Source organism: Pseudarthrobacter sp. 01T43 (assembly GCF_056398665.1).
Genome location: NZ_JBFTPV010000039.1, coordinates 1 through 12,367, shown reverse-complemented (window position 1 = coordinate 12,367; position 12,367 = coordinate 1). Strand labels below are relative to the sequence as shown.

Sequence of the window (12,367 nt, the reverse complement as noted above, 5' to 3'; positions counted from 1 at the left end):
ATCAAACTCTCCGTTGAAGTAAAACAAAAACGAACACAACCAACACCCCCGGAAATAACGGAAGACGAAGGCTGCAAAATTTGAAACCAGCTGTAAAAACCAGACCACACCACAGGGGCGGCACGATCCAGTCAATTCAACCAATCAATAAACAATTGGTATCAACAAACTTGGCACACTATTGAGTTCTCAAACAACAGACACACCCGGCACCACCACCAGCACTAAACAGCCGTGGATCGCTCCGGAGCAACTTTTCAAASTTACCCGGTTCCCCGCCCCAATGCAAATCCATCTTCCAGGACCCACACCAGCAGAAAACACCATCCCCCACCAAACCGAGGCGCTCAAAAGAACAACCAACAATTGGTCTTGAAATTAGAGGGGTTTGGCCGCCCGCGGTAACCAGCTACAAGCTGTTCCCCTCGCGGCGACTTAGAAAACAATACACCCACCCAACCCCCACCGCAAATCGACCCAAGTACATGCCGCCCAGCATCAAAATGCCCCGCTAGACAATGACCTAAACGCAGTGTCAGCCGATGCCCGGTTGAGCCAGACGAACGGCACGCGCAGCTCCACGTAAAGCTTCCGGAACTCGGAGCGGGTGAACCTCTAGCGGATGCCGTAATTAATGCTGCCGCCGTCGTGGTCGCGATGCAAGGAGGATGGAGGATTCACTGACGCCCGCCACTACTGCTCGCATGTACTGTGCTTTGCGGACGGGCGTGGCCATCTTGTGGCTACAGGCATAGTCGGAGTCCGCCGCTGGTTCACCGCAGTTCGCCAAGGGCATCTCCCCCGGTTCGCCCGGGAGCTGAGCTGAAGGCTGCCACACGGTCACCAGTTAGGTACTTAGGCCTTTCTATCGGACGACGGCACACGATGCAGCCGCACCGAAACATCGAGCTCCTGCTCGATATAGGCTGGAAGGAACGCTGGCCCCGCCCGGGCCAACCCGTCACCCTGCGGGGGCGGGCCGGGAACGGACGGAAGGGCATCATCGCCATGAACGAACCTGACTGGGTCCAGCACGCCATCTGGTGGCAGGTCTATCCTCTCGGCTTCGTCGGCGCGGAGAAGACGGCGACGCTGGAACCGGCCGCTGACCACCGGTTGCTGGACCTTGTCCCGTGGCTCGACTACGCCGTGGAACTCGGGGCGTCGGGGCTCGCCCTTGGCCCCATCTTCGCGTCGGAGACGCACGGGTATGACACTACGGATTACTTCCGGATCGATCCCCGGCTTGGATCCGACCGAGACTTCGACACATTGGTGGCCGAGGCACACCGTCGCGGACTGCGCATACTGCTCGACGGCGTCTTCAACCACACCGGGCGTTCCTTCACGCCGTTCCAGGATGTCCTTGCACACGGGCCGGCGGCGGACTCTGCTTCCTGGTTCTCGCTGGAGTGGCCCGACGACGCCGCGCCCGGCGTCGAACCCGCGTACCGCGACTTCGAGGGCCACCACCACCTTGTGGCGCTTAACCATGACGAGCCGGCCGTCGCCGATTTCGTCGTAGAGGTCATGGAGCACTGGCTGCGCCGGGGTGCGGCGGGCTGGCGACTCGACGCCGCCTATGCCGTCCCGTCGTCGTTCTGGGCCTCGGTCACCGCGCGCGTCCGGTCATCCCATCCGAACGCGTACTTCGTCGGCGAGTACATCCACGGCGACTATACGGCGGCGGTCCGGTCCGGCGGACTTGATTCCGCCACGCAATACGAGCTCTGGAAGGCCGTCTGGAGTTCGCTCAACGACGTGAATTTCTTCGAACTCGCGGCTGCATTCGAACGGCACAACACTCTTCTGGGCTCCTACGCACCGCTCACCTTCATCGGAAACCACGACGTCACCCGCATCGCGAGCAAGCTCAACGATGCAGCGCTCGTGCCGCACGCCGTCGTCGTCCTGCTCACGGTCGGCGGAACACCGTCCATTTACTATGGCGACGAGCAGGGCTACCGCGGCGTCAAGGAGGACAGGGCAGGAGGCGACGACGACGTGAGGCCGCTCTTCCCGTCCTCCCCCGACCGCCTCTCGGACGTGGGAAGACCCATCTTCGCAGCGCACCAGGAACTCATCGGGGTGCGGCGACGGAACCCATGGCTGCACCGTGCGACCACGGACGTCATCCAGCTCTCCAACGAGGTGCTTGCATACCGCATCGCGGTTGACGCCGATGCCCTCGTGGTTGCACTGAACCTCTCGCACGACACCCAGCGGATCAGCGCGGCGGGAGCCACCGCCGTCGTCGCCGGCAAGGCAACCGTCGACGTCGGTGCGAACGCCGTCCTGGTGCCGCCGCGGGGGTGGGCAGTACTCGGCTAAGCAGATGCGACGAGGGGCCAAGCGGCGCCGAGGACCTTGAGCGCCGCGCTGAAGGGGCATCCGCTACGCGGTCCCGCGCACATCCCGGCTTGATTCTTTCCTCGCCGCTCTTGAGTCGCTGGTTCGATCACCATAAAGTGATGCGAACCGGCCAGCACTTTAGGAGATGACATGTCCCTCGTCCGCGTGCATAACTTCTCGGTCTCCCTCGACGGCTTCGGCGCCGGCGAGGGCCAGCAACTGGACGCGCCGTTCGGTCACGCAGGCTCAAGGCTAATGGAGTGGGCTATCGGGACGCGCACCTTCCGCGCGATGGGCCTCCATGGGGAATCGGAGGCATCCTTCGGCATCGACGAGGCGTTCGCCAGCCAGTGGGGTCCCGGGATCGGCGCGGAGATTATGGGGCGCAATAAGTTCGGCCCCCAACGCGGTCCCTGGGAGGACGAGGAATGGAAGGGATGGTGGGGCGATAACCCTGTCTTCCACACCCCCGTGGTTGTCCTGACACACCATCCTCGGCCGGTACTGGAGATGGAAGGCGGAACAACCTTCCATTTCGTTGACGCCGACCCCGCCTCCGCGCTCCAGCAGGCTCGCGCCCTGGCCGGCGACCTCGACGTCCGGATCGGTGGCGGGGTCAGCACGGTTCGACAGTTCCTCGTCGCGGATCTGATCGACCACATGCACATCGCCGTCGTACCGATTGTCCTGGGCCGGGGCGAACGCCTCTGGGACGGACTGGAAGGACTCGAACAACGCTTTGATATCGAAGCGACCCATTCTCCGTCCGGAGTTGTCCATATGATCTTCACTCGTCGCACGGCCCGGTAAGCCGGCTTGGGAGCCGTCCCGCAGACGACCACCACGGGACGGGAATCTTCAGTGTGACGCCTCGAAGAGAACAAGCTCTGAGCGTCCGCCGTCTGCAGTGACCCCGTGGATGCTGGGAAAGCGACCGATTGGGTGGAAACCGAACGCCTCATGCATCCTGATCGATGCCGTGTTGTGCTCATTGGCGAACTAGTAGGCCGTTTTGGACTGCGCCCAGATCCATTCCAGTCTGCTCCGGGTGAGCGCAGAGGCGATTCCAAGACGGCGGTACTGGCGGGAGACGATTACGCCTCCTAAATAATGGCCGGCGGGAGCACTTTCGTCGGGCTCATGGTGCAGGTGAGTTTTGGCCACGCCTACTAGCTTGTCTTCTGTTTGCGCGACAACCACCAGACGGTCCTGCTGCACGTAGAGCACGTTCGCAGGCCAGCGGTCGCGTTCACTGGCATCGCAGACATCGTGCACACCTTTGATGTCTTCCGGGACAGCCTCACGTATCAGCATTCTCCGATCCTAGATGCAACCCCACTTCAGTTTCACTCAGGTAATTACGGGTGGAATGAGTGGCCATGTTTGGGGAATACTGACCGGGCCAAACTGGGCGCGAACAGCGTAGCCAGTATCGGTGCCATGGATGAAGCCCAGCTTCAGGGCCTGGCCGCAGAATGCTAACTAGCCGCATACGGCCAGGTCGGCGGTACCCATCTCAGCAGAGTGCGCCTCTCCCAACGCAATCCGTGACACCGGAGGACCTGGCGGCGCACGTAGAGTGAATGAATGAGGCGCAGGCAGGGGTTGTTCGGTTGGCAGACAACGCGAGTGCTATTCGCTGTCGGTGCCTTCGCCGTCGCGAGCGGGATTCTTCAGTGGGCGATCACCGCTTCTTGGAGCCATTTGTGGCTTATTTTGGCAGGCCTCGCCGTTGCGGCTTTGTCCACCCGCGGACGACTCAACGTGACGGATGCGCTGTTATCGACGTTTGGCAGCGAATTCCCGGTCACGGTTGATGGCTCTCCCAGCGCCGAAACCTTCGGAACAGAGAGTTGCCTTAGAACAACGGCCAAGGCACCGCCGACATCTCACCGCTCGGAGCCGGAAACCGCCCTGCCAAGCGCAACCGGTCGCAGCGCATGGCGAGCGATGCTATCTCTTCGGGGCTGAGCAAGTCCACCAGGTTTCGGCCCAGCCCCCCGTGCAGTCCTTCGTAGACACGATCGATGCCGTCGCGTTCCGCGGCGGTCAGAGCCTCTCCCAGCCACCCCCAAAGCACCGTGCGCAGCTTGTGGTCACAGTGAAAGGTGAGCCCATGGTCCACGCCATGCCGATGTCCGTCCGTCATGGCAAGAATGTGATCGCCTTTACGGTCGGCGTTGTTCACGACGACGTCGAACACCGCCATGCGTCTGAGCGCCGGAGAGTCCTCGTGTATGAGGGCGACCATCCGCCCATTCTCATCCTCACCCTGGAGGACTTGTTTCCAGCCGACCTCCGGTACGTCTTCCGACGCAACGAGGTCCACCGCGTTTTGGTCGGGATCTTTCTCCTGCCACAGCTGCACCATCCCTTCGCCGAACGGACCATCACGCAGCCAGGTGCGTGGCACTACGTTCCAGCCGAGGACTTCCGAAACCAGGTAGGCGGCAACCTCCCGGTGGGCAAGGAAGCCGTCGGGAAAATCCCACAGCGATTTCTCCCCGGCTATTGGCTTATAGACAACCGTCGTGTCGCCGATGCTGCCCAGGAAGGTGGCGTTCGACGCCGTCGTAATGCGCCCAGTAAGCGTCAGCTCAGCCGTCAACAGGTCGGGCGCCTGCATCAGATCTCGGGCAGCGTGCAGACGTGCCCGTCCGCGTCTACGGGGTAACCGCAAAGCGGGCACGCGGGACGCCCGGCGCCCACAACCTCACGCGTGCGCCTGGCGAATGCGCGGGCCGTGCCAACCGGCATCCGCACCAGCAGCATTTCGGGCACGTCGGCCGCGTCCTCATCAAGCGATTCATCGTTGCTATCAGGGTCGACATCCATGATCGGGTAGGCCTCTATCACGACCTGCGCCGTCGTCGGATCCCAACCTAAACTCATGGCGCCGGTCCGAAACTGCTCCTGAACGGCCTCGAGCTGGTCATTGTCGACTAGTTCGATGGGAGTGCTGGTGGGAACGCTGTGGGGGTTGCCTTCCACGGTGCGAAGCTGGTCGAGAATTTCGTCGATTTTGTCGGCGAGCAGAGCCGACTGCTGCTTCTCCAGGGCAACACTCACAATCTGCGTCCCTGCGCGCACCTGAAGGTAGAAAGTGCGTGCCCCCGGAAGGCCGATGGTGCCAACGACGACCCGATCGGGCCAGGCAAACTCGTGAACACGTGTAGGCATGTCAGTATTTTAGCCCCATGAGGTTCATGGCACCTGTTGCCCTGGACCGCCGCCCACCGGCGCATCGCCAGAGTGGATGCCGTGCGACAGCCACGACAGATCACCCGCGTCGGTGTTGGTCGCGTAGACGCTCGGCCGACTAGCGCCGTAGCGCACGATCGACACGGAGGCGGGGCCCACGTTAATACGCTGGAACAGGTCAAGGTGCATGCCAAGCGCGTCGGCGAGGATTGACTTGATGATGTCACCGTGACTCACCGCCACCCACACGGCCCCCGCCCCGTATTCGGCTTCGAAGGCTGCATCGTGGCGTCGAATCGCTGCCACCGACCGAGCCTGCATCGCGGCCATGGATTCACCGCCGGGAAAGACGACGGCAGACGGTTGCGACTGCACAACCGGCCACAAATCCTCGGTCGCGAGATCACTGAGCATACGGCCCTGCCATCGGCCGTAATCGCACTCGGTGAGATCGAGATCGACCGGCGCGTACGGCGTGCCGGCCTGACGATCGAGGATGAGCTGGGCGGTCTGCTGACAACGCTCAAGAGGGCTCGACACCACCCCAACTACGGGCACGGCCGCGAGCCGGTCTCCGGTCAGTGCCGCCTGGTCACGCCCGATCTGGTCCAGGCTGACGCCGACGGCCCGACCGGCCAGCAGTCCAGTGGCATTGGCTGTGGTGCGGCCGTGCCGCACGAGAATAACTGTCGCCATCCACCCAGCCTAACCAACCGCTGGATGACGGTGTGAACCGACAGGGTCACGCGTCGAACAGGCAGATAAAGCACTGGCGAAAACCCTTCAAGCATGCCGACGCGCTCAAAGCCGCCCAGACGGGCTCGGCACGCATTGACCAGCTCATGGCAGACGCAGCAAAACCGGAGGAACCCGCACAGCCAGAACCCCCGGCCGAAGTCGAGTCCCGTCCGCCGGAGACGCTGACCGTCGAGACCCAGCCGAACGCCTAAAAATCCCGAACGTCCGTTCGCGGAATCCCGTGCAAATTTCAGTACTCGTCTGCACAGCGGTCGAGGTCATAGAAGCTCACGCAGGCGCACACGCTAGCGGACCGCTATCGGACAGTTTGGCACCGTGTCAAGATAAAGCTATGCGCATTGAGGAGTGGTGGCCAAAGGTGGACCCGTCAACCCGACAATGGTTGATCAACAACAACGGTGACGTCGTGCCGTCGAACATCCTTGATCAGATCACAGCTGTGACAGGCACACCCACGGCAGATGCTTCCTGGGTTGGGGACAACGTTCCGGAGGGATTTTTCCTCTCAGATGAGGCAATCGACTGGATAGAGGAAACGGCAAACGACGAGATTTCTGAGGACGAGTAGCTGATCCATCTCGGGTCAACCGATCGCCGGACTGCTTACGGGCACACGCCCTCATAGGGGGCTGCCAAACTGCAGACGTTCCGTTGGTGACGGTCAGAAGCTCTTCACCGCGTAGTGACCCTTTCCAGATCTGTGCGGCTAAGGCTGGCAGCGTCCAAAATCCAGTTCGTGCCGTAGCCAGCTTCGACTGAGGTGCGGACGGTGGCACCGAGATCGAGCGCAGCTCGCCTGCACGCGTCCATTTGCCTCGCGCAGTCTGTGCTTTCCACGCACTGCGCTCAAGCACATCCAACTCCAATTCACGACCCGGAGCTAACAGCACCGTCTGTCAGCGCTGGTCGAAAAGTGAGCCATTTCGTGGGCTGAAAAGTGAGCCACGTTGACGTTGGTTATTCTGCCGTATTTTCCGGTCTTGTCGAGGGCAGTGAGTCTGTCTGTGCATGTTTGAGCCGGTAGCTGGAGCCTTTGAGGGTGATGACTTCGGCGTGGTGGACAATGCGGTCGATCATTGCCGAGGCCACGACCTGGTCACCGAACACGTCTCCCCAGCGGGCGAACGGCAGGTTCGAGGTCAGGATCAGCGAGGCGTGTTCGTAGCGTGAGGAGACGRGCTGGAAGAACAGGTTCGCGGCGTCCTGCTCGAAGGGGATGTAGCCGACTTCATCGACGATGATCAGCCCGTAGCGGCGCAGCCTGACCAGTTCCTGCGGCAGCCTCCCGCCCTGATGCGCTGCCTGGAGGCGGGCGACCCAGTCGATGGCGGTCGCGAACAGGACCCGGTGGCCCAGTTGGGTAGCGCGCAGCCCCAGGCCTGTCGCGAGGTGGGTTTTGCCGGTGCCGGGCGGCCCGAGCAGGACGATGTTGGAGGCTTCGGTGAGGAACGCGCCGTGGCCAGGTGCGCGATGGTGTCGCGTTTGAGGCCTGGCTGGTGGTCGAAGCTGAAGTCCTCCAGCGACTTGCGGGCAGGAAACCCGGCAGCCCGGGCACGCATCTCAGCGCCGGAAGCTTCCCGGGCGGCGACTTCCCGGGACAGGACCGCGGCAAGGTATTCCTCATGGGTCCAGCCGGTCTCGCGGGCCTGATCCGCGAGCCTGGTTGCTGCCTCCCGGATCCGTGGCGCCTTCATGGCCCGGGAGTAGTACTCGATCTGGCCGGCGGTTTCCTTCGCGTTGGTCATCACGCGACCTGCCCGTCATCGAGCACGACCCCGAAGGCCCGGTCGTAGTCAGCCAGGTCCCGCAACCCTGCCGCGTCTGTTGGAGGTGCCGGGTTTTGGAAGGCATTCCGCATCGTCCGGGCTGCTTCGACGTGGTCGGCATCGGTGACGGTCAGGCCGGCGCCCCAGGACCTTGCGTGGTTCCCGACGCAGCGCCCATCCAGGCTGATCGTGACCGTTTCCAGGTCCGCGGTGACGTTGACGAACCTGCCGATCGCCTGCGGGTGCACGGAGTAGTCGTTGGATCCCATCCGGACGTAGTAGTCCCGCGGGAGCCGGACCCGGGTCGCGAAGCCGGTCACGGGCGGAACCGGCGGCAACCCCAGCATCGCGGCCTTGTCCTGGCCGATCAGCTGGTCCGGCCGCGCCCCGGTCCGCCGGACCAGCCGGGCGTTGGCCAACGGCAGCCACTGGGCGAGTTGGGTGTTGAAATCCGCCGACGAGGCGAAGGTCCGCCCGGGCAGGAACGAGGTCTCCAGGAACTCGTTCGCCCGTTCCACCACGCCCTTGGTCTCCGGGTCGTAGGGTTTGACCTGCACGATCCTGGTCGCGAGGACCCCGGCGAACGCCGCGACCCCTGCGGCGTAGCTGTTCCGCCGCCCGATGCCGGTTTCGTTGTCCCAGATCAGTCGCCGCGGCACCGCACCCAGGGACCCGATCAGCTCCCACATTCCGGCCAGCAGGTCCCCGGTCATCCGGGACGGGAGCATCCTGGCCATGATGAACCGCGAATGCGAGGACACCATCACCAGCACCGGCAGAACCCTGGGCTTGCCGGCGCCGACGGGTATCCGGACCTCGGGGAACCACAGGTCGCACTGGGCCTGGTCCCCTGGTTCGTAACTGATCCGGTCCGCGGGATCGGCAGGGGCATACTCCGGCCGGATCCTGGCCACGTTCTCCCGGAACCATGCCGGGGACCCGGACCAGCCCACACGCTCCGCGAGCACCGTCGCCGGCATCCGCGGGTTCTCCCGCAACAACGCACGGACCGCCGGTTCCACCACCTTGATCCCGGAGTCCTGCGGCGCACGCACATAGGTTGGCGGCCCGTCAGCACTGACAGCTTTCGCGACCGTGTTCCGGGAAATCCCCAGGCGCGCCGCTATAGACCTCATCGACTCACCCTCGGCCAGATGCAACCGCCGAATAAGCGCCCAATCCTCCACTGTGATCACCCACCCAATCGTTTGGAACAGGTGGCTCAGTTTTCAACCGTCACAATGGCTCACTTTTCGACCGTCACCGACACCGTCCAAACACAGCAACGCTAAGTTTGACGTCGCCCTGTAGTGGCAACCCTGAGCGGGCGACCAGAAACCGTTCTCGGTCGCCGGAAGGCGTCGCTCGGAACAAATTAGAATTCCGAGGCTGCATAACAATGGATGATTAACTAAGCATTGGTATGGTTGGGTCATGTCAATGTTTGAACAGGAGGCAGCCTGGCCCCCGCTCGACTATGAAGAGCGGCACTGGCACAACGTTCAAGACGTGTATGGCTCACGCACACAGAAGCGTCGGGCCGCCGGACCGTATCTGGCTGCCGTGCCCCCGTTCATTTCCGGTCTGGCAACCCACCTCGATGGCGAACTGCAGGCTCTGACCGAAGAAGCCGCCAGTGAGCTTGCCCGCTTCGACGCCGACGTCGGACACATTGCAGCACCGTTCGCATCCATTCTCTTGCGCACTGAAAGTGCCTCCAGCTCAGAGATTGAGAATCTAACCAGCGGCGCGCGACAGATCGCCTTGGCGGAGCTCGGTGAGCACGGCTCGAGGAATGCGCAGTTGATCGTGGGCAACGTCAAAGCCATGCAAGCTGCTCTCGCCCTGTCCGAATCCGTTGATGGCCACGCCATCCTGGAAATGCACCGCGCGCTGCTCGAGCAAAGCAACCCGGACATCGCCGGCCATTGGCGCGATCAGCAGGTGTGGATCGGCGGAGTGGGCCTCGGGCCCCACACAGCACAGTTCGTCCCGCCCCATCACGAGCGCCTCACCGTACTCATGGACGATCTCGTCGCCTTCGCCAATCGCGTCGACCTACCTGTTCTTGTTCAGACCGCAATCGCCCATGCCCAATTCGAAACGATTCATCCCTTCACCGATGGCAATGGCAGAGTCGGTCGCGCACTCATCCAGGCGATGTTGCGCGGGGGGCAGCTGACCCGTAATGTCGCCGTTCCGGTCTCCGCGGGTTTGCACCACGACACTGGCCGTTATTTCGATGCCCTCGGCGCTTACCGTTCGGGGGATATCGCCCCGATAGTCCGCTCCATCGCCGAGGCATCGTTCGCGGCGGTGCACAACGGCCGCACCCTCGTCGAGGACCTGGAAACCGTCCGGCTAGAGTGGCGCGACCGCATTAAGGCAAGACGAGACTCCTCGGCCCATCGGCTCGCGGATGTCCTCCTTCGCCAGCCAGTTATTGATAGCGCCGCCGCCGCAACTCAACTTGGCATCTCGGCCGTCAACGCGCAGGTCGCTATCAACCGCCTTGTTGATGCCGACATCCTTATCCAAATCTCGACCGGAAGGCGCAACCGGATTTGGCTGGCGAAGGATGTCGTACGAGCTCTAGACGAGTTCGGCGCTCGGGCTAAGAGACGCCGATAGTGGATCCTTCAAGGGACGCAAATGACTGCTTATCGGTAGGCTGGGCCCCATGGCGTTGGGGGACGCCGCGCAGCCGCAGGCAGTTCGGTCAAACAGGGTGGTCCTGGACGCCTACAGGTTCATCAAGGGCTGGCTGATCGCGACTCCGCTCTGGGTAGGTGTACTCCTGCTCGTGGTTGCGTGTACTTTGGCGTACCCGCCGTGCGGAATGGGACTAACGCCGGCCACGTGTGGGGCCTATTGGGCATGGCGGTTTTATATGGCTTCGGAGTTGCCCTAGTCTTCGCCGCGCCACTGGCCTGGGTGTTGGCCTATGTCTTGCGCCCGGTCCGGAATCAATGGGTGCACATCGGAGCCTTTTTCGTTGTACCCGCTCTTGCGTTCTGGCTGTTGGGCAGCGTGTTGGGTTTTGGCTGGGAGCCCGTGATGCTAATCCCTTGGGCCACCCATCGGCCGTTGGGCGGTCCGCAAGGGGGTCCTCTTCAATAATTCTGCAGCTCCCCCCGCCTGAGTACCCTGCAAGCTGGTCCTCAGACGGACCCTCTATGGGATGCTGACGGCTACAACATAACCCCGTCATTGATGCGGAGCCTCGCGGAGCGGCGGGGGATGCCTCATGCCCAGAAGGCGATTATCAGTCCTGCGGCAGCGGCTCCGCCGAACAACTCCGACCTCCGCCGCATACGGACCGAACTCGGGATCACCATCACGCCCGTGGCCGGTGAACTTGGCCAATGGGTTTCCCTCATTTCGCGTCTGGAACGCGGACACACCCGTAATGACGACCTAGCGACGACCTGCCGACAATGGCTCATCGAGCAAAAAGTAGCCTAGGCCCACCTCTCCCGGGCTAGCCGCGCCGGTGCTGCCACTGCCAGGCATGCCAGAACATCAGGCCCATGAAGGTCAAGAGTCCGACAAAGACACCCGGCTGGGCAAATGAAAACACGACGTAAGCCAGGCTGACCCGGTCAGTCATTGAAACAGACAAAGGAGCGTTCAAAAGGAATGCGACTCCACCGACAACCAGCACTGCGACCACCAGCCACAGCACCCCGATGAACGGGTTCAACTTAAGACCGGATCGGACAACATCCTCAACTGGTCCCTCAGCCGCTGCCGCCAGCGGGTTTCTATCCTCGTCCACTTCGTGAAATACAACTACTCCAGACTGGTTCTGGTTCATGCGTTCCCCCTCCGCTATCCAGCAACCTGAATAGGCTGTGAAAGCACCAGCCTAACTGCCTTCATGCGCGAAGACGCTGGCAGTTCAACGAACCTCGAACTTAATTTGATGCCTATAGGAGCATCGTCGTCGGAAGAGTAAAGACGAATCAGGTTCTCAGCCTGGCTCGGTATCGGCCTCGCCATATTCACCATGGTTCCAGCCGTATACAGGCTTGCCACAGAATCGCCCCGCTGGCCAGATGACATATTCGTGAGCGTTGGAGTGGGGTTGATCATTTTTCACTCCGTCCGGGTCATCCGCCTACGCAGGGCAAGACACGCTGGTTGGGTCCCCAGGTAGAAGTCCAGTGTTTGTGTGAGTTTCGTGTCCGAGAATGGACACAGGAGGAAATTCACGAATCATGGCACGCAGACACACCCCCGAGCAGGTCATCGCCAAGGTCCGACAGGGCCAGAAGATGCTCAATGAG

11 protein-coding genes and 1 pseudogene are annotated in these 12,367 nt (G+C 62.3%); 5 read left to right on the top strand and 7 right to left on the bottom strand.

Annotated elements, in window-relative coordinates:
- Positions 1-885: 885 nt before the first annotated feature.
- On the top strand, positions 886-2,331 hold the full coding sequence (locus tag AC1DIM_RS19195; protein WP_477712077.1) for an alpha-amylase family protein: 1,446 nt from the start codon (positions 886-888) through the stop codon (positions 2,329-2,331).
- 171 nt (positions 2,332-2,502) lie between these two features.
- Positions 2,503-3,162: a dihydrofolate reductase family protein gene (locus AC1DIM_RS19190; protein ID WP_477712076.1), complete on the top strand. Its 660-nt coding sequence runs from the start codon at positions 2,503-2,505 to the stop codon at positions 3,160-3,162.
- A 189-nt stretch (positions 3,163-3,351) separates the two neighbouring features.
- Here AC1DIM_RS19190 and AC1DIM_RS19185 read toward each other — a convergent pair whose 3' ends face one another.
- From AC1DIM_RS19185 to AC1DIM_RS19170, 4 genes are all read right to left on the bottom strand, one after another.
- A complete protein-coding gene (locus AC1DIM_RS19185; RefSeq protein WP_477712075.1) occupies positions 3,352-3,666 on the bottom strand; it encodes a GNAT family N-acetyltransferase in 315 nt (104 codons plus the stop codon).
- Between the two features lie 544 nt (positions 3,667-4,210).
- Positions 4,211-4,978: an SCO1664 family protein gene (locus AC1DIM_RS19180; RefSeq protein ID WP_477712074.1), complete on the bottom strand. Its 768-nt coding sequence runs from the start codon at positions 4,976-4,978 to the stop codon at positions 4,211-4,213.
- Complete coding sequence (locus tag AC1DIM_RS19175) at positions 4,978-5,532, bottom strand: DUF3090 domain-containing protein (protein ID WP_477712073.1); 555 nt, start codon at positions 5,530-5,532, stop codon at positions 4,978-4,980. Before AC1DIM_RS19175 ends, AC1DIM_RS19180 begins: the two co-directional genes overlap by 1 nt.
- Before the next feature lie 24 nt (positions 5,533-5,556).
- Positions 5,557-6,249: an MSMEG_4193 family putative phosphomutase gene (locus AC1DIM_RS19170; RefSeq protein ID WP_477712072.1), complete on the bottom strand. Its 693-nt coding sequence runs from the start codon at positions 6,247-6,249 to the stop codon at positions 5,557-5,559.
- A gap of 32 nt (positions 6,250-6,281) precedes the next feature.
- Between AC1DIM_RS19170 and AC1DIM_RS19165 the strand changes: the two genes are divergently transcribed.
- Together AC1DIM_RS19165 and AC1DIM_RS19160 are read left to right on the top strand one after the other, a co-directional pair.
- Positions 6,282-6,503: a hypothetical protein gene (locus tag AC1DIM_RS19165; protein ID WP_477712071.1), complete on the top strand. Its 222-nt coding sequence runs from the start codon at positions 6,282-6,284 to the stop codon at positions 6,501-6,503.
- 140 nt (positions 6,504-6,643) lie between these two features.
- Positions 6,644-6,880: a hypothetical protein gene (locus tag AC1DIM_RS19160; RefSeq protein WP_477712070.1), complete on the top strand. Its 237-nt coding sequence runs from the start codon at positions 6,644-6,646 to the stop codon at positions 6,878-6,880.
- Positions 6,881-7,269: 389 nt separating this feature from the next.
- Here AC1DIM_RS19160 and istB read toward each other — a convergent pair.
- Positions 7,270-8,057: pseudogene (gene istB, locus AC1DIM_RS19155) on the bottom strand (IS21-like element helper ATPase IstB).
- Positions 8,057-9,274 (bottom strand): IS21 family transposase, encoded by a 1,218-nt coding sequence (gene istA, locus AC1DIM_RS19150; protein ID WP_477712069.1) that lies wholly within the window; start codon positions 9,272-9,274, stop codon positions 8,057-8,059. The pseudogene istB and the gene istA overlap by 1 nt, the downstream one beginning before the upstream one ends.
- A gap of 238 nt (positions 9,275-9,512) precedes the next feature.
- On the opposite strand from istA, the gene AC1DIM_RS19145 reads away from it, so the two are divergent.
- Positions 9,513-10,709 (top strand): Fic family protein, encoded by a 1,197-nt coding sequence (locus tag AC1DIM_RS19145; RefSeq protein ID WP_477712068.1) that lies wholly within the window; start codon positions 9,513-9,515, stop codon positions 10,707-10,709.
- An 850-nt stretch (positions 10,710-11,559) separates the two neighbouring features.
- Here the strand turns inward: AC1DIM_RS19145 and AC1DIM_RS19140 are convergent.
- On the bottom strand, positions 11,560-11,895 hold the full coding sequence (locus AC1DIM_RS19140) for a hypothetical protein (RefSeq protein ID WP_477712067.1): 336 nt from the start codon (positions 11,893-11,895) through the stop codon (positions 11,560-11,562).
- Positions 11,896-12,367 lie beyond the last annotated feature (472 nt).